This is a genomic window from Flavobacterium sp. 90 (genome assembly GCF_004339525.1).
In the GTDB taxonomy this organism is placed as follows: Bacteria; Bacteroidota; Bacteroidia; order Flavobacteriales; family Flavobacteriaceae; genus Flavobacterium.
Map to the genome: position 1 here is coordinate 1,400,732 of NZ_SMGE01000001.1, position 17,454 is coordinate 1,418,185.

Genomic DNA, 17,454 nt, shown 5'->3' on the forward strand with positions numbered 1-17,454 from the left:
CCGATTGCTCGGGATTTTTATATTTGAAAAATATTTAATTTTATTTCAATTTTTTCTTGATAGCAACTTCGTGGTACGCTTCAATAACATCTCTTTCTTCAATGTCATTGTAACCTTTAATCTGGATACCACAATCGTAACCTTTAGAAACTTCTTTAACATCATCTTTGAAACGTTTCAATGCAACAAGTTCACCTGTATGCACCACTACTCCATCTCTAATAACTCTAATTTTAGAAGATCTCATGATTTTACCATCCATAACCATACATCCTGCAATAGAACCAACTTTAGAAATTTTGAAAATCTCACGAATTTCAGCTGTTCCTAAAATTTCTTCTTTCATCTCAGGAGCTAACATTCCTTCCATCGCATCTTTCAAGTCATCGATAGCAGCGTAAATAATAGAGTAGTAACGGATATCGATTTCCTCTTTATCAGCAAGTTGTCTAGCATTTCCAGCAGGACGAACGTTAAATCCGATAATGATTGCATCAGAAGCAGAAGCCAACATAACATCAGTTTCAGTAATTGCTCCAACACCTTTATGGATAATATTAATTTGAATTTCTTCAGTAGATAGTTTAGAGAACGAATCTGATAATGCTTCAACAGATCCATCAACGTCTCCTTTAAGGATTACGTTCAACTCTTTAAACTGACCAAGAGCAATACGACGACCAATTTCATCAAGTGTAATATGACGTTGTGTACGTACAGATTGTTCACGCATTAATTGAGAACGTTTTGATGCAATTTGTTTTGCTTCTTTTTCGTCTTCAAAAACGTTAAACTTATCACCCGCAGTTGCAGCTCCATCAAGACCTAAAACAGATACCGGAGTAGACGGACCAGCTTCTTTAACAATATGTCCACGTTCGTCATGCATAGCTTTAATTTTACCATGATGTTTTCCTGCCAACATATAATCTCCAACTCTTAAAGTTCCGTGTTGAACTAAGATTGTAGAAACATATCCTTTTCCTTTATCTAAGAAAGCCTCAACTACAGTTCCCTGCGCTGCTTTATTTGGATTCGATTTTAAATCTAAAATCTCAGCCTCTAATAAAACTTTTTCTAATAATTCTTTTACTCCTGTTCCAACTTTTGCAGAAATATCATGTGACTGAATTTTTCCACCCCAATCTTCAACAAGTAAATTCATACTAGCCAAACGCTCTTTGATTTTCTCAACATTCGCATTTGGTTTATCAATTTTATTGATTGCAAATATAATTGGCACTCCAGCAGCTTGTGCGTGAGAGATCGCCTCTTTTGTTTGTGGCATGATATCATCATCCGCCGCTACAACAATAATCGCGATATCCGTAACTTGAGCTCCACGTGCACGCATCGCGGTAAACGCCTCGTGACCCGGTGTATCTAAGAATGCGATTTTTTGACCGTTATCTAAAGTTACTCCATATGCTCCAATGTGCTGTGTAATACCTCCAGACTCACCAGCGATAACATTTTCTTTACGGATATAATCCAGTAAAGATGTTTTACCGTGATCGACGTGACCCATTACAGTAACAATTGGTGCTCTTACTACTAAGTCTTCTTCTTTATCTTCAACAACCTCGATTGCTTCTTCAATATCAACTGTAATAAACTCAACTTCGTAACCAAACTCATCGGCAACGATAGTTAATGTTTCAGCATCCAGACGTTGGTTCATGGTAACCATGATACCAAGAGACATACAAGTTCCAATTACTTTAGTAATCGGCACATCCATCATGATCGCAATTTCACCTACAGTAACAAACTCAGTAACTTTAATAGTTTTACTTCCTTCGTCAAGTGCTCTTTGCTCTTCATCAGATTTCTGACGGTGTGTATCTCTTTTATCTCTTCTGTATTTAGCAGCTTTAGATTTTCCACCTTTACCTTGAAGTTTTTCAAGAGTCTCTCTAATTTGGTTTTTTACTTCCTCTTCAGTAGGCTCAACTTTAGCTACAATTGCAGGACGGTTTCCTTTTACAAAACCTGGTCTTGCACTTCTGTTAGCATTAAATCCTCCACCACCGGTATTAGGTGTGATTTTATTAGGATTTGGAGTTCCCGGCGCATTACCTGTTGCAGGTTTTGGTGCACCCGGAGTTCCAGGCTTAGGAGCAATTCTTTTACGCTTATTTTTGTTAGCGTTATTATTATTTGCTCCAGGAGCTCCCGGTTTATTAGGAGTTATCTTTGGATCTTCTTTCTTTTTCTTAGGCTTATTAAATTGAGATAAATCAATTGTTTGTCCAGTAAGAGTAGTTCCAGATAATTTTTGATATTGAGTAGTGATAGTTTCCTCAGCAGTTGTAGGATCTGTTGAAATAACAGGTTCCGGTGCTACTTTAGGAGCTTCCACTTTTACTTCTTTTTTCTCTGTAATAATTGGTTTTTCTACCTTTTTCTCTTCAGAAACTACAGGAACCACTACCGGCTCAGGCTGTACAACTTCTTTTTGAACAGGTTTTTCTGGTTGAGTTGGAGCAACAACTACTTTTGGTTCTTCAGCCTTAACTGGTTCCTCAACAATAGGAGGAGTAGAAACAACTGCAGGTTTCTTTGGATTTAAATCAATTTTACCAACTTGAACAGGTCCGGTTACAACAGCTCTCGCTTTTATAATCTCTTGTTGCTTTTGGCGTTCCTCGTCTTGTCTGCGTTTATCCTCAATTTCTTTCTCACGCTCAACACGTAATGCTTCTTTTTCTTTTCTTTTCTCTTCTCCTACCTCTTTAGAAGCTTCCTTATTCCCCTTATCGCCCGCAAATTGGCTTTGTAGGATATTAAATTCGCTATCAGAAATTTTCGCATTTGGATTTGCATCAATAGCAATTCCCTTATCTTTTAGATAATCAACAGCTCTTTCTAACGAAATATTTAATTCCCTTAAAACCTTGTTTATTCTTATTACTCTCTCTTCAGACATATAACCTTTTTATTATTACCTTTTTCGTTGTGTTGTTAGAGCAGATAACTAGCTATCAAACTCTTCTTTTAGTATTTTCATAACATCAAGAATTGTTTCCTCTTCTAAATCTGTTCTTCTTACTAAATCTTCTACTTCTTGTTTTAAGATACTTCTAGCTGTATCTAAACCAATTTTTGCAAATTCTTCGATAACCCAGCCTTCAATTTCATCTGAAAACTCAGTTAATTCAACGTCATCATCTTCACCACTAGCAACATCACCTTCTCTAATAACATCCAGCTCATAGCCTGTAAGCTGACCTGCTAATTTAATATTGTGACCTCCTCTACCAATTGCTTTAGATACTTCTTCTAATTTCAAGAATACTTCAGCTCTTTTGTTTTCTTCATCAATTTTGATAGAAGAAACTTTTGCAGGGCTTAATGCTCTTGTAATAAACAATTGAATGTTGTTTGTATAGTTGATTACGTCGATATTTTCGTTTCCTAATTCGCGAACAATTCCGTGAATACGAGATCCTTTCATACCAACACAAGCTCCAACAGGATCAATTCTATCATCATAAGAATCTACCGCTACTTTTGCTTTTTCACCAGGAATACGAACTACATTTTTAACAGTAATTAATCCGTCGAAAACTTCAGGAATTTCTTGTTCAAACAATTTCTCCAAAAACTTCTCAGAAGTTCTAGACATAATAATTTGAGGTTTGTTTCCTTTTAATTCAACGCTTTCAATGATTCCACGTACATTATCTCCTTTACGGAAAAAATCAGACGGAATTTGTTTTTCTTTCGGAAGCACAATTTCGTTCCCTTCATCATCTACTAAGATAACAACTCTTGGGCGAACGTGGTGCACTTCGGCAGTATAAATATCACCAATAATATCTTTAAATTGTTTATAAAGATTTGTATTATCGTGTTCGTGAATTTTAGATATTAAGTTTTGGCGTAAAGCTAAAATAGCTCTTCGTCCTAAATCAATCAATTTAACTTCTTCAGAAACTTCTTCACCAATTTCAAAATCCGCTTCGATCATTCTAGCCTCTGTCAATGTAATTTCTTCATTTTCAAAATCAAGATCTTCATCAGCAACAATTACTCTTCTTCTCCATATCTCCATATCACCTTTATCAGGATTAATAATAATATCGAAGTTATCATCAGAACCGTATTTTTTCTTCAATGCATTTCTAAACACGTCCTCTAAAATTGCCATAAGCGTTACACGATCAATAAGTTTATTATCTTTAAACTCTGAGAATGAATCGATTAATGCTAAATTTTCCATGCGAATTCTTTAATTAAAATGTTACTGTAACAATTGCCTCTTTAATTTCTGTATAAGGTATTTGTTGCTCTTTTTGAACTGTTTCTTTTCCTTTTCCTACTTTTTTCGGTTCTCTTGCTTTCCAAGACAAAATTATAAAAACATCGTTAGCTTCCACTAATTCTGCTTCAATTTTTTCATTATTTGTAGTAACAATCAACGTTCTACCAATATTTTTCTTGTATTGTCTTGTCAATTTCAATGGTGATCCTACTCCAACCGATGCTACTTCAAGCGAAAAATCCTGTTCTTCACGATCCAGATTATTCTCGACTGCACGACTAATATCGATACAATCCTGCAGCGCCACTCCATTATCTCCGTCTAAGCCAACACTAATTTTAAAAGAGTCAGAAATAGCCAGATCAATCAAAAAGATTGATGGTTTTTCCAGAAGAGCTTCTGTAATTAATCCGTTTACTTTTTCTTTAAATGTCATAATTTTATAAAAAGAGGGGACACTTAGTCCCCTCATTATTTAGATTTTAATAAATAACGGTGCAAATATAGTGTTTTTTTTATAAATCAAAATAAATAGATTGCTCTAAAAATATTTCTTATCTTTATAGTAGCATTAAAATAACGGAATTTCACATTATTTAACCCCTAAAGATCATGAAACGAATTCTAGTACCTACCGACTTCTCAGAACACGCAGAAGACGCTTTAAAAGTTGCTGCCAAAATTGCCCAAAAAAACGATTCCGAAATTATCATTTTGCACATGCTTGAATTACCACATCAGATGAATGATGCAATTTTGGGCGGCGCAAGCATTCCGGAAACCATGCTTTTCATGAAAAAGGCAAACGAAATGCTTGACGAAATTTCATCAAAACCATATCTTGAAGGAATAAAAGTAACTGAAATTGTAAAAATTGACAAGCCAATTCATGGAATTACTCAGGTAAGCAAAGATCATGAAATTGACTTAATCGTTATGGGTTCACACGGTTCCTCTGGAATTGAAGAACTTTTAATAGGCTCAAATACCGAAAAAGTAGTCCGAAATTCTGAAATTCCCGTTTTGGTAATCAAAAAAGACATCACAGACTTCAAAGTAGGAAATATCGTATTTGCTTCTGACTTTTCTGAAGAAACAAAAAAACCTTTCGAAAAACTTTTGAATTTCACTAAATTCTTCGAATCAAAAATTCATTTAGTTACAATTTGCACTCCAAACAGCTTTAAACCAACACATGTTCTTCAAAAAGCCATGGATAATTTTATATCTGAATTCAATATCACCAATTACACTACTCAAATCTATAACGACACCAATATCGAAAAAGGAATTATCAATTTTGCAAACAGCATAAACGCTGACATTATTGGAATGTGCACACACGGAAGAACTGGTTTTGCTCACTTTTTTAACGGAAGTATCAGCGAAGGCCTAGTAAACCATACCATAAAACCTGTCGTAACCTTTAAGATTTAAGCAAATATTCTACAAAGACAAAACATTTATCCTCACCAAAAGCCTTTCAAATGAAGGGCTTTTTTTTTACATATAAATATTATTCAATTGTTCCTTAAAAAAAATCACATGAGCTTTTTAGCAAAGTACATCTGAGCTTTTCAACAAAACAGAAGAGCTAATTAATATAGAAATTTGTCAAATAAAAATCATAATAAAACACAACATGAAAACAATAGACAAAATCTACATTAATGGAGAATTCGTAACTCCGCAAGGACAAGAATATTTTGACTTAATAAGTCCAACAACAAACGAAAAACTAGGAAGGGTTCTTTTAGGAAACAAAGAAGATACCCAAAATGCAATAAATGCAGCAAAAAAAGCTTTTAAAACCTTCTCAAAAACCACAATCGCAGAAAGAATTCAATACCTAAAAAACATAAAAACTGCCATCGAAAAAAGAAAAGTAGATTTCATAAATGTAATGGTCGAAGAATACGGCGGAACGCTTCAATTTTCAACAATCAGCTACGAGTATATGCTAAAAGGTTTTGATTCCGCGATTAACCTATTAAGCACTTATGATTTCACTAAAAAAATGGGAGAATCTGAAGTTCAAATGACGCCACTGGGAGTTGTAGGAATTATTATCCCCTGGAATTCAAGCAATGGTTTTATATGCAGCAAATTATCAACTGCAATTGTCGCAGGATGCACAACAGTTATAAAACCAAGCGAAATGAGCGCTCAGCAAACGCAATTAATAACAGAATGCCTTCATGAAGCAAGACTACCAAAAGGCGTTTTTAATATCGTAAACGGACTTGGTGAAGTTGTTGGAGCCGAAATAAGCCGTAACCCGGATATTGCAAAAATTTCTTTTACAGGATCAACGACTGTCGGAAAAATTATTGCAACAGAAGCCATTAATACCATGAAACGCGTTACACTTGAACTTGGAGGAAAATCTCCGAATATTATTTTAGACGATGCTAATTTTTCAGAAGCAATTCCGTTAGCTATAATTGCCGCTTACATGAACAACGGACAAGCCTGTATTGCAGGAACAAGATTATTAGTTCCCGAAAATAAACTTGACGAAGTCAAAACTCTTGTTAAAGAAATAGTTTCAAAAACAATTGTTGGCGATCCAAAAAACGAAACGACAGCAGTTGGACCAATGGTCAGCAATAAACAATACGATCGCGTTCAGGATTACATTCAAACAGGGATAAATGAAGGTGCAGAAATTCTTGTTGGCGGCTTAGGAAAACCAGAAGGATTAGAAAAAGGAAACTTTGTAAAACCAACCGTTTTTATTAATGTAAACAACCAAATGCGCATTGCGAGAGAAGAAATATTCGGCCCGGTTTTATCCATTATTAGTTATAAAACCGAAGAAGAAGCAATCGAAATAGCCAATGATACGACATACGGACTACAAGCTTATGTAAGTTCATCAAACAAAGAAAGAGCTCACAAAGTTGCTTCACAAATTAATGCAGGACGCGTTCAGATAAACGGAATCGGACATGATCCAATGGCACCTTTTGGCGGATTTAAACAATCAGGAATAGGAAGAGAATTCGGAGTCTTAGGACTCGAAGCATATCTTGAACCAAGAGCATTAATTCAATAAAAAACAACATTAACAGATCCGGACATCTTTAGACAAAAAGATTTTCCGGATCTTTTTATAACTTTACAATATGACTGCAAAAACAAATACAAAACCTCAAATACTTTACTCCTGCTATTACGCACGCAGTCGTGAAGGCGAACATTTTATACCGGAACACGTCTTTAGTTATCAGATTTCAGGAGAAATGACTGCTTCAGACAGCAAAAACACCTATCTCACAAAAGCAGGGGATTTTCGCTTTAGCAAAAGAAATAATTTAGCAAAATTCACCAAAATACCACCTGAAGGAGGCGAATTCAAAACAATATCTCTTTTTCTGGATCAGGAAATTTTACGCGAAATAAGCAAAGAATATGACTTTAAAATCAACAAAAGAACAGATTCCGAAACCATGATTACATTAGCACCAAATCCGCTATACAAATCTTTCATGGAATCACTCATATCCTATCTTGAAGTTGAGCAAGAAAACAACGAAACCCTATTTAATTTAAAAATAAAAGAAGCCGTTCATCTTTTACTTAAAGTAAATCCGGAATTAAAAGATATTTTATTTGATTTTAGCGAACCTGGAAAAATGGATCTCGAAGCTTTTATGAATAAAAACTTCCATTTTAATGTACATCTTAATCGTTTTGCTTATTTGACAGGAAGAAGCTTAGCCACTTTTAAAAGAGATTTCCAAAAAGTATTCCAACAAACACCCGGAAAATGGTTATTAAACAAAAGACTTCAGGAAGCTTATTATCTAATTAATCAAGGAACACCGCCATCAGAAGTTTATATAGGCGTTGGCTTTGAAGATCTTTCACATTTTTCATTTTCATTCAAGAAGAAATTCGGAATAGTTCCGTCATCTTTACTCTCTAAATAACACTGCCTTTTAAAATCCAGCCTAGAATTCAACCGCAAAGAACGTAAGGTTTTTTACTTATAAGATTTAATATCAACGCAAAGTTCGCAAAGCCATAATTGACAAAGCTTTGCGAACTTTCTATTTGCAATCACAACAATAAGACAAAAACTTAGCGTTCTTTGCGGTTAAAATCACTAAGTTTATTCCATAAAAAAAGCCTCTCTATTGAGAGGCTTTTTGTTGGTCTACAAGGACTCGAACCTTGAAAGACTGCACCAAAAACAGTTGTGTTACCATTACACCATAGACCAATAAAAAACACTTATACAGACTGCAAATTTAAAGCTTTTTTAGCTAAAACAAAGCTTTTGAGATAAAAAAGCCTCTCGTTTGAGAGGCTTTTTATGTTGGTCTACAAGGACTCGAACCTTGAAAGACTGCACCAAAAACAGTTGTGTTACCATTACACCATAGACCAGCGTTGCTGTTAAGCGAGTGCAAATTTAGAGCTTTTTTTAGTTTGCGCAAACTTTTTAATAAAAAAAACTCGTTTTTTTTTCATTTTTTTTCTTTCAAACTCGTAATGTTCACGCAACCATTTAACAAACAACAGATTAATACAATCAAATACTTTTGTAGAATTTTATGTTAATGCTCTTCTCTTTAAACAAAAAAACATTTTCTTTGTAGGATAGAAAACATACATAATTATAACACCTAAATATGGCACAATTCAATTTCAATAAATGGAATACAATTATTGGTTGGTTTGCATTTGCAATCGCTTTAACTACTTATACACTAACTGTTGAACCCACCATGAGCTTTTGGGATTGTGGCGAATATATTGCAACAGCAGCTAAACTAGAAGTTGGTCACCCACCAGGAGCACCACTATTCCAGATGATGGGTGCCTTTTTTGCAATGTTTGCTATAGACGCTCAACACGTCGCTGTGATGGTAAATATGATGTCTGTTTTTTCAAGCGCATTCACCATTCTATTTATGTTCTGGTCTTCATCAATGATTTTGAAAAAAATCGTTGCTCGTTTTGCTGAGATTGATCAAAACAATTCTATCGTTATATTAGGAAGCTCTTTCGTTGGAGCCCTTGCTTATACTTTCTCTGACAGTTTCTGGTTTAATGCCGTTGAAGCCGAAGTTTATGCAATGGCATCTCTATTAATCGCATTACTTTTTTGGCTTGGATTACGCTGGGAACAAGACATGGATAAGCCAAAAGGAAACAAATGGTTATTGATCATTTCTCTTGTTATCGGACTTTCATTTGGTGTTCACTTCATGGCACTTTTGACTATTCCCGCAATTGGCTTTCTTTACTATTTCAAACACTACGAAAAAGTTACTATAAAAAACTTCATTATTGCCAATGCTGTAGTAATTGCAATTCTATTGTTTATCTTCAAGCTTTTACTACCATTAACAATGGCTTTCTTTGGTAAAACCGAGATTTTCATGGTAAACAGCATGGGATTACCTTTTAACTCAGGAACTATCTTTGTAGCTTTATTATTTATTGCTTTCTTTTATTTTGGCCTTAAATACACCAAACAAAAAGGATTAGTTTTCTACAACACTATTATTCTTTGTATTTTATTTATTCTTATTGGTTTCTCAACCTGGATTATGTTACCGGTTCGTGCTAACGCCAATACTGTAATCAACGAAAACAAACCATCTGATGCTACAGAGGTTTTAGCATATTATAATCGTGAGCAATACGGTGTAAACCCATTGTTTTACGGACCTCAATACACAGAACTTTTTGCCGGTCTGGATGCAAAAACTCCTTACTTAGACAAAAAACCTAACTACGAAAGAGATTATAAAACTGGTAAATATATCATTACCAACAATTATAAAAATGCAGAACAAAATTCTGATGATAATCAGAAGACGATTCTTCCAAGAATGTGGAGCACCGAAACCGGACACATCCAAAATTATATTAGCTTCACAAATCCTCCTAGTTTCAAAATAGATCCAAATCATAGTTACGATGAAGATTTAGCAAAATACGGAATTGACGCAAGTCAATTAAGTGAAGATGAATACAACAAAGCAACTGCACAATTGCGAAATGAAGTTGAAAAAACAGTTTCAGAATTCAGAAAAGCTTACGCTCAAAAACAAATCGACAACGAAGGCTACGTTAAATTCTTAAATAGCTATGGTGAGTATTTAATCATAGAAAAACCAACAACTGCAGACAATTTCAGTTTTATGTTCGAATATCAATTTGGATATATGTATTGGAGATATTTGATGTGGAATTTTGTTGGCCGTCAAAGTGATGTTCAAGGAAAATATGATAATCTGGATGGAAACTGGATCAGCGGAATCAAAATGCTTGACTCAGTACACCTTGGTTCTCAAGACAACTTACCTACTGATGTTTTAAACAATAAAGGACGTAACGTTTACTTTTTCCTACCTTTTATTTTAGGTTTAATCGGAATAATGTATCACGCAAATAAAGACCTTAAAAGTTTTTATGTTCTTCTGGCATTATTCTTATTTACCGGAATTGCATTAAAAATATACCTAAATGAACGACCTTTTGAGCCTCGTGAAAGAGATTATGCACTTGTAGGATCCTTCTATGTATTTGCAATCTGGATAGGTTTTGGAGTTTATTCTCTATATGAAAGCATCCAAAAATACATCGCTCCAAAAATTGCAGGACCTATTATTATTGCAGCAACTTTCTTAGCAGCTCCAGTTTTAATGGCGTCTCAAAACTGGGATGATCATGACAGATCTGAAAGATACACTGCGGTTGCAATGGCAAAAGCATATTTAAATTCCTGCGATAAAGATGCTATCTTATTTACTATTGGAGATAATGATACGTTCCCGCTTTGGTATGCGCAAGAAATTGAACACATTAGAACCGATGTAAAAATCGTAAATACAAGTTTATTTATGACTGATTGGTATATTGACCAAATGAAAGCGAAATCATACGAATCTGATCCATTACCAATATCATTTACACATGACGAATATGTGGGAGACAAACTAGATTATGTAGCTTACATTCAAAAAGTTGAAACTCGTTGGGATATCAAAGATTTAATGTCTTTCATAAAAAACCCAAAATCTACTGTTGGATTACAAAACGGACAAACAATTCACTTTTATCCAACAAATAAAATAAGATTGAGTGTTGACAAAAATACTATCATTAAAAACAAAGTTGTAGATCCAAAATACAACGATTCTATTGTACCTTATATCGATATTAATATCAAAGGAAGAGCCTTATACAAAAACCGTTTAATGATGTTAGATATCTTAGCTAATAACAATTGGAAAAGACCAATTTACTTTAGTGGCGGAGCTTTTGATGATGAAGATTATCTTTGGTTAAAAAACTATTTACAATTAGACGGAATGGTTTACAAATTGGTTCCTATTAAAAATGTTCCTTCAAAAGATGGCGGACCAATGGACATGGGACAAATTGACGCCGATAAAATGTATGACATTGTAATGAAATGGGATTGGGGTAATAGTAATGGTAATATCTATCACGATCCTGAAACCAGAAGAAACAGCATCACATATCGCACGAATTTATCGCGTTTAATGGATCAACTTATCGCAGAAGGTAAAATTGATAAAGCTAAGAATGTTATCAACTTAGCGATAACAAAAATGCCTCTGGATAAATTTGGATATTATTCTCTTGTTGAACCTTTTACTAATGGATATTACAAAGTTGGTGAAACTGCGAAAGCACATGACTTATTGAATAAATTAGTTCAAAAATACAAAGAGAACTTAAATTATTATGCGACTTTGACTCCTGGCGACCAAACAGATCTGGCAATGGATATTATTACTGATATCGAACGTTACAGAAGCTTATTGGAAGTGATGAAGAAAAACAACGACAAAGCATTCTACGAAAAACATAAAGTAACTTTTAATACTTATGTAAACGTTTTTGAACGTTTTGGTCGAGAAAAAGAATAATATACGAAAAATATAGCAATTAAAAAAATGCAGCACTGTTTGATAAATAGCGCTGCATTTTTTAAATTTACATATCACTAAAACCTTCCAAATGAGCTTTTACTGGGTAAAAACAAATTCATTCATAAAAAGGGTATTTTCTAAATATTGTTGGGACATTCCAAACAAAGAAAAGAAAATATACCTCACGTTTGATGATGGCCCAACTCCTGAGGTTACGGATTGGGTTTTGTCTGAATTGAAAAAGTTTGATGCAAAAGCTACTTTTTTCTGCATTGGAAAAAACATTAAAGCCAATTTGTCTTTATTTGAAAAACTATTAACAGACGGACATGCAATAGGTAATCACACTATGAATCATGTTAATGGCTGGAAAAGCAACAATAACGACTATATTGAAAACGTTAAGAATTGCGCAGCTGTTCTGGAAGAAGAAAAAACATGCAACCTGATATTTCGTCCTCCTTACGGGAAGATTAAAAAAGCGCAATCTAAAATCCTAAGAAATCTAGGCTATAAAATAATTATGTGGGATGTTTTAAGCGCTGATTTTGACCAAAGCATTACTCCAGAAAAATGCCTTGAAAATGTTACCAAAAATGTAAAATCAGGAAGTGTAATTGTATTTCATGATAGCATAAAAGCATCGCAGAATTTAAAATTTGCGCTACCTAAAACCTTACATTTTTTAAAAGAAAATGGATATAAATTTGATATTATTCACTAAATAATATCAAATAAAAAGAAGTAGTATTCTATAAGTTAAATTGTTCCTGGACAATTCCAATAATTGTATTTGCATCAAGTTCTCCTGATTGTCTCCAAATCATTTGCCCTTCTTTATAAATCATTAAAGTAGGAAGTCCCTTTATACGCAGCGCTTCTGCTAATTCCTGATTTTTATCCACATCAATTTTAATCACCTTAGCTTTATCGCCAAGCGCAGCCGCAACATCCTTAATAACAGGATGCATCGATACAGATGATTCGTTCCAATCCGTGTAAAAATCAATTAACACTGGAACTTGAGCATTTATAAGTTCTCCAAATTTTGACATAAAACCAAAAATTTAATTCTTTATTATTCTGTTAAAAAGAGATAATTATATACAAATGTAGCATTTTTAACGAATTAAGCCACATTGTTCCCTTTTTTTAGTTCAATCACCGTTATTTCGGGCATAATACCTACTCGACCCGGATAAGCATGAAAACCAAAACCTCGGTTTACATAAACATATCTTCCTACATTTTCATACAGACCAGCCCATTGTTTATAGATATATTGCGCCAGACTCCATTTAAAATATCCTGGAATTTCAATTCCAAATTGCATGCCATGTGTGTGTCCTGACAGCGTTAAATGAAAGTTTTTAGGATGATTTTTAATCTCGTATTCCCAATGACTTGGATCATGACTCATTAACACCTTAAAATCATCCTGATGCACATTTTGCGAAGCTTTATTTAAATCTCCTGCCTTCTTGAAATTTTGTCCCCAATTCTCTACTCCAATTAGTGCAATTTTGTCATCTCCTTTTTGAATGTAAGTATGCTCATTCAACAAAAGATTAAATCCTATTTGACCGTAAAGGCTTTTAATTTCTTTGAAATTTTCATCTTTTTCTTTCTCAGAAGGCCAGGTAACATATTCTCCGTAATCGTGATTCCCTAAAACCGAAAATTTCCCGTATTTATAATCTTTTATTCTCTTAAAAGTATCTAACCACGGATGCATTTCTTTGGCATGCGTATTCACAATATCACCGGTAAATAAAATCATATCTGCCTCTTGCTCGTTAATCAGATCAATGGCATAATTTATTTTTTCAGGATTATCGAAACTTCCACTGTGAACATCTGAAATCTGAGTAATTCTAAAACCATCAAAAGCATCCGGTAAATCTGGAAAAAATACCGTTTGTTTGATAACTTTAAAATTATATTTCCCTTCAAATATTCCGTAAATTAAAGATAAAAAAGGAACTGCCGCCAAACCTAAACCTATTTGACTAATAAATTTTCTCCTCGAAGGAAAAACACTTGTATTACTTGGATTGTCTATAAAATAATTAATTGCTCCCGCTCCTAATCTAAAAACATCTTCACCTAATAAAACTAAAGTAATTACAATTTTTGGAACGTAAACCAATAACACCAAACCCATTGTAAACATGGTTTGCTTAGTTTGTCCAACAGAACGATCGAATTGCATGAAAGAGTAAATGATAAAAATTAAAAGCAGTAAACTTATAATTTGATAGCTAACCAAAACCCATCTTAGTTTGATTAAAGTACGAATGGCTTGATAAGAATAGAACTCAATAAACAAAAAAAGAGCACAGAGAATTACAAAACGAATTATCATTAGTTATAGTTTTAAGCAAAGTAACAAATAATGAAAATTTTATAGCTTTTTATTATCAAAAATTTAACTCAATAAATGTAAAAAGCTGATAGATTACTCTACCAGCTTTTTCTCTACCAAATTTTTCAAAACCTTTAATAATCCACAACAGGTTTACAGGGTAAACCAACGTTGTTTTATTTTTGAGCTTTTGCAGCTTCTGGTTTAGCAGCTTCCGCTTTTTTAGCTTTTTTATCAGCTTTTTTGTCTTTTTTAGGAGCTTTAGCTTCTTTTGCCGGAGTTGTTTGAGCTGGAGTTGTTTGAGCGCTTACCATTGCAGTTGTTCCTAGAACCGCTACTGCTAACATTACTAATTTTTTCATGATTTGAAGATTTTATGATTATTATTATTTTCATTTATTATACCTCAAAGATATAATCAGTAAATGAAGATTAAATGAAGATTGGACCAACCCTGAAAAATTAACTTTTAATTGTGTTTTACAGCTTCCGGAAGCAATAACATAAACGTAGTTCCTTCATTTATTTGCGAAGTAACTTTGATTTCGATATGATGAAAAGAAGCAATACTCTCAGCAATAGCAAGCCCCAAGCCCTGACCATCCTGATCTGAACTAATTCTGGCAAATCTATTGAATATGTTTTCTATCTGAGAAGCATTCATTCCAATTCCAGAATCAGTAATGGAAATAAAATATCGATGTTCCAGGAAACCATCTTCAATTATAATACTACCTTGGGGTTTATTATATTTTATAGCATTTGTCACCAAATTATAAATCAGAATATGAATTAAAGTTTTATTTCCTGTAAAGATATAATCGTGCTGCATTTTGTTTAGAAACTGTATTTCGCGATCGTCAATTCGATCTTGTAAATCTTCCTGCAAATCCGAAATGATTTCATGAAAATTAATTTCTTCATTTGCTTCGTACTGATTGTTTTCAATTCGGGAAATCAACAATAAGTTATTGATGATTTTTTTTAACATATCCAATGTTTTTAGAGAACCTGCAATTTTATCAAATGCATTATCGTCTAAAGAACTATTTTGGAGTAAATTCTCGAACTTATTTTTAAGCAACGCAATTGGCGTAAGAAGTTCATGAGAAACATTCGAAATAAATTGTTTTTCTTTTTTAAAAAGCTCTGTAATCCGATCCATCATTTGATTTAAAACAAAATCCAATTCTCTAAAATCTCTGGATGTTGCTTTTATTGGTGTATGATCAAAAGATTCCGGTTCATTTACACGCCTTATTTTTGTATCGATAATTTTATAAAAAGGCTTTAATAGAAATTCAATGTAAAAAGTATCTGCCAAAAAGGTAATCAACAGAATCACCACAAAAACAATAATTATAAAAAACCGAATTATAAAAGTAAGATCATTTACTTCGCTAAGACTACTTCCTATTTCGAGTTGATATCCTTGATTTTCATAAGTAAAATGATATTGTAGAATCCTGTATTCATTTTCTTCGCCTTCGATAATCCTGAAATCATTACTAAAAACCGCTTTCTTCTGATTGGGTTTTATTGGAGATCTTGAAAGTACTAAAAACTCACTGTGAAGCGTAGAAAACTGAGAGTAAGTTTCAGTTGAATCGTCTGGATTTTCGATAAAATCATCGATTTCATTTTTATCCAAATGCTCGATAAACTTATGTTTCTTTTCCAGCAATCCATTGTTGATGTGTCTATAAACCACATTTTCCACCAAAATAGGCAGCATTAACCATAAAATTAAAATAACCAACAATCGTGTCAGAGCATTAAAAATGGCTAATTGGTGTTTTATTTTCACAGTTCTTTATTTATTCATTAATACGATATCCAACATTTCTCACGGTTTCAAACCAATCAATTGCAGTGTGCTTGTCTAGTTTTTTTCTAAGATTCCGAACGTGAACATCTATAAAATTAGAATCTGAGTTTACTTCCAGAATATCTCCCCAAATATGCTCTGTTAATTGCAATCTTGTAATTACTCTATTTTTATTCAAAACCAAATATTGAAAAATATCAAACTCTTTTTTGGTAAGGTTTATTGGAATTTCGTCATAACTTACTTTATAATCCTGAAGTTGCAGCAAAAATCCATGAATACTTAAATTATTCAAAGTAAAGCCATGAATCCTGCGAATGACAGCAAACAATCGCGCACTAAGTTCTGTCAAAGCAAACGGTTTTGTCAAATAATCATCTGCCCCAAGATGCAAACCATTTATTCTGTCATCTAATTCTCCTCGCGCTGTCAGAACAATTACTGCCATTTTTGATTTGGTTTTTCGAACTGTTTTCAAAACCTCAAATCCGTCGCCATCAGGCAAACCAAGATCCAATAACATGGCATCATAATCATTACTACTTACTTCCTCGAGAGCATCAGCACAATTATGCGCTATTTTGCAGACATAACCTCCGTTACACAAAAAATCGTAAACCTCTACGGCGAGTTCTCTATTATCTTCAACAATCAAAATATTCATAAAAACAGCTTTTAAGCGCAACTAAATTTAAGTAATTATAAAAAGCCATGTTACGCATTATTAAAAAATTAACGAATCAAAAAAAGCTGATAAATTTCTTTACCAGCTTTTCTCAACCGCATTCTCCATAATCATTACTTCTGTTTTGCCTCCTTTACAATTCTTCGAAAGCAAAACAAAAACAACTTCTATTATTTCATTTTAGTTGCATCTGCTTTTGGAGCCTCAGTTTTTGCTGATTTTGCTTTTTTATCAGTACTGTGTTTGTGATGCTTTGTTGCTTTAACTTCTTTTGCAGGAGCTGCCTGAGTTGGAGTTGTTTGTGCACTAACCATTGCACTTGTTCCTAAAACTGCTACGAGTAACATTACTAGATTTTTCATAACTTTTAAATTTAAATTAATTGCC

14 protein-coding genes and 2 tRNA genes are annotated in these 17,454 nt (G+C 33.5%); 5 read left to right on the forward strand and 11 right to left on the reverse strand.

Features of this window, described 5'->3' with window-relative positions; translation table 11 throughout:
* Positions 1 to 40 precede the first annotated feature (40 nt).
* The 3 genes from infB to rimP are packed head-to-tail and all read right to left on the reverse strand — an operon-like array spanning position 41 to position 4,703.
* Positions 41 to 2,929 carry a translation initiation factor IF-2 gene (gene infB / locus C8C83_RS05565; RefSeq protein WP_121326861.1) on the reverse strand — a complete coding sequence of 963 codons (2,889 nt, stop codon included), beginning with the start codon at positions 2,927 to 2,929 and terminating at the stop codon, positions 41 to 43.
* 48 nt (positions 2,930 to 2,977) lie between these two features.
* A complete protein-coding gene (nusA, locus tag C8C83_RS05570) occupies positions 2,978 to 4,225 on the reverse strand; it encodes a transcription termination factor NusA (RefSeq protein ID WP_099710734.1) in 1,248 nt (415 codons plus the stop codon).
* Between the two features lie 13 nt (positions 4,226 to 4,238).
* Positions 4,239 to 4,703: a ribosome assembly cofactor RimP gene (gene rimP, locus C8C83_RS05575; RefSeq protein WP_165877227.1), complete on the reverse strand. Its 465-nt coding sequence runs from the start codon at positions 4,701 to 4,703 to the stop codon at positions 4,239 to 4,241.
* Positions 4,704 to 4,879: 176 nt separating this feature from the next.
* On the opposite strand from rimP, the gene C8C83_RS05580 reads away from it, so the two are divergent.
* From C8C83_RS05580 to C8C83_RS05590, 3 genes are all read left to right on the forward strand, one after another.
* On the forward strand, positions 4,880 to 5,704 hold the full coding sequence (locus tag C8C83_RS05580) for a universal stress protein (RefSeq protein WP_121326863.1): 825 nt from the start codon (positions 4,880 to 4,882) through the stop codon (positions 5,702 to 5,704).
* Positions 5,705 to 5,909: 205 nt separating this feature from the next.
* Positions 5,910 to 7,325 (forward strand): aldehyde dehydrogenase family protein, encoded by a 1,416-nt coding sequence (locus tag C8C83_RS05585; RefSeq protein WP_121326865.1) that lies wholly within the window; start codon positions 5,910 to 5,912, stop codon positions 7,323 to 7,325.
* Positions 7,326 to 7,395: 70 nt separating this feature from the next.
* Positions 7,396 to 8,202 (forward strand): AraC family transcriptional regulator, encoded by an 807-nt coding sequence (locus C8C83_RS05590; protein WP_121326867.1) that lies wholly within the window; start codon positions 7,396 to 7,398, stop codon positions 8,200 to 8,202.
* Between the two features lie 222 nt (positions 8,203 to 8,424).
* On the opposite strand, the gene C8C83_RS05595 is transcribed toward C8C83_RS05590, so the two are convergent.
* Positions 8,425 to 8,495 (reverse strand) — tRNA-Gln (locus tag C8C83_RS05595).
* Between the two features lie 96 nt (positions 8,496 to 8,591).
* Positions 8,592 to 8,662 (reverse strand) — tRNA-Gln (locus C8C83_RS05600).
* Positions 8,663 to 8,907: 245 nt separating this feature from the next.
* Between C8C83_RS05600 and C8C83_RS05605 the strand changes: the two genes are divergently transcribed.
* Positions 8,908 to 12,186: a DUF2723 domain-containing protein gene (locus tag C8C83_RS05605; protein ID WP_121326868.1), complete on the forward strand. Its 3,279-nt coding sequence runs from the start codon at positions 8,908 to 8,910 to the stop codon at positions 12,184 to 12,186.
* 91 nt (positions 12,187 to 12,277) lie between these two features.
* On the forward strand, positions 12,278 to 12,913 hold the full coding sequence (locus C8C83_RS05610; protein WP_099710728.1) for a polysaccharide deacetylase family protein: 636 nt from the start codon (positions 12,278 to 12,280) through the stop codon (positions 12,911 to 12,913).
* A 28-nt stretch (positions 12,914 to 12,941) separates the two neighbouring features.
* Here C8C83_RS05610 and C8C83_RS05615 read toward each other — a convergent pair whose 3' ends face one another.
* The 6 genes from C8C83_RS05615 to C8C83_RS05640 all read right to left on the reverse strand — a co-directional run bounded on the left by C8C83_RS05615 (position 12,942) and on the right by C8C83_RS05640 (position 17,429).
* On the reverse strand, positions 12,942 to 13,244 hold the full coding sequence (locus C8C83_RS05615; RefSeq protein ID WP_068844990.1) for a thioredoxin family protein: 303 nt from the start codon (positions 13,242 to 13,244) through the stop codon (positions 12,942 to 12,944).
* 74 nt (positions 13,245 to 13,318) lie between these two features.
* Positions 13,319 to 14,554, reverse strand: coding sequence for a metallophosphoesterase (locus C8C83_RS05620; protein WP_121326870.1), 1,236 nt, complete (start codon positions 14,552 to 14,554; stop codon positions 13,319 to 13,321).
* 176 nt (positions 14,555 to 14,730) lie between these two features.
* Positions 14,731 to 14,916, reverse strand: coding sequence for a hypothetical protein (locus C8C83_RS05625; protein WP_089353114.1), 186 nt, complete (start codon positions 14,914 to 14,916; stop codon positions 14,731 to 14,733).
* Between the two features lie 107 nt (positions 14,917 to 15,023).
* Entirely contained in the window at positions 15,024 to 16,361 is a 1,338-nt protein-coding gene (locus tag C8C83_RS05630) for a HAMP domain-containing sensor histidine kinase (protein WP_233566010.1), read from the reverse strand.
* Between the two features lie 10 nt (positions 16,362 to 16,371).
* Complete coding sequence (locus C8C83_RS05635; protein WP_121329961.1) at positions 16,372 to 17,046, reverse strand: response regulator transcription factor; 675 nt, start codon at positions 17,044 to 17,046, stop codon at positions 16,372 to 16,374.
* Positions 17,047 to 17,237: 191 nt separating this feature from the next.
* Positions 17,238 to 17,429 carry a hypothetical protein gene (locus C8C83_RS05640; RefSeq protein WP_121326874.1) on the reverse strand — a complete coding sequence of 64 codons (192 nt, stop codon included), beginning with the start codon at positions 17,427 to 17,429 and terminating at the stop codon, positions 17,238 to 17,240.
* Positions 17,430 to 17,454: the final 25 nt, after the last annotated feature.

Coding starts and splice junctions, on each gene's coding strand:
- infB (WP_121326861.1), bottom strand. CDS start 2,929: ATGTCTGAAGAGAGAGTAATAAGAATAAACAAGGTTTTAAGGGAATTA.
- nusA (WP_099710734.1), bottom strand. CDS start 4,225: ATGGAAAATTTAGCATTAATCGATTCATTCTCAGAGTTTAAAGATAAT.
- rimP (WP_165877227.1), bottom strand. CDS start 4,703: ATGACATTTAAAGAAAAAGTAAACGGATTAATTACAGAAGCTCTTCTG.
- C8C83_RS05580 (WP_121326863.1), top strand. CDS start 4,880: ATGAAACGAATTCTAGTACCTACCGACTTCTCAGAACACGCAGAAGAC.
- C8C83_RS05585 (WP_121326865.1), top strand. CDS start 5,910: ATGAAAACAATAGACAAAATCTACATTAATGGAGAATTCGTAACTCCG.
- C8C83_RS05590 (WP_121326867.1), top strand. CDS start 7,396: ATGACTGCAAAAACAAATACAAAACCTCAAATACTTTACTCCTGCTAT.
- C8C83_RS05605 (WP_121326868.1), top strand. CDS start 8,908: ATGGCACAATTCAATTTCAATAAATGGAATACAATTATTGGTTGGTTT.
- C8C83_RS05610 (WP_099710728.1), top strand. CDS start 12,278: ATGAGCTTTTACTGGGTAAAAACAAATTCATTCATAAAAAGGGTATTT.
- C8C83_RS05615 (WP_068844990.1), bottom strand. CDS start 13,244: ATGTCAAAATTTGGAGAACTTATAAATGCTCAAGTTCCAGTGTTAATT.
- C8C83_RS05620 (WP_121326870.1), bottom strand. CDS start 14,554: ATGATAATTCGTTTTGTAATTCTCTGTGCTCTTTTTTTGTTTATTGAG.
- C8C83_RS05625 (WP_089353114.1), bottom strand. CDS start 14,916: ATGAAAAAATTAGTAATGTTAGCAGTAGCGGTTCTAGGAACAACTGCA.
- C8C83_RS05635 (WP_121329961.1), bottom strand. CDS start 17,046: ATGAATATTTTGATTGTTGAAGATAATAGAGAACTCGCCGTAGAGGTT.
- C8C83_RS05640 (WP_121326874.1), bottom strand. CDS start 17,429: ATGAAAAATCTAGTAATGTTACTCGTAGCAGTTTTAGGAACAAGTGCA.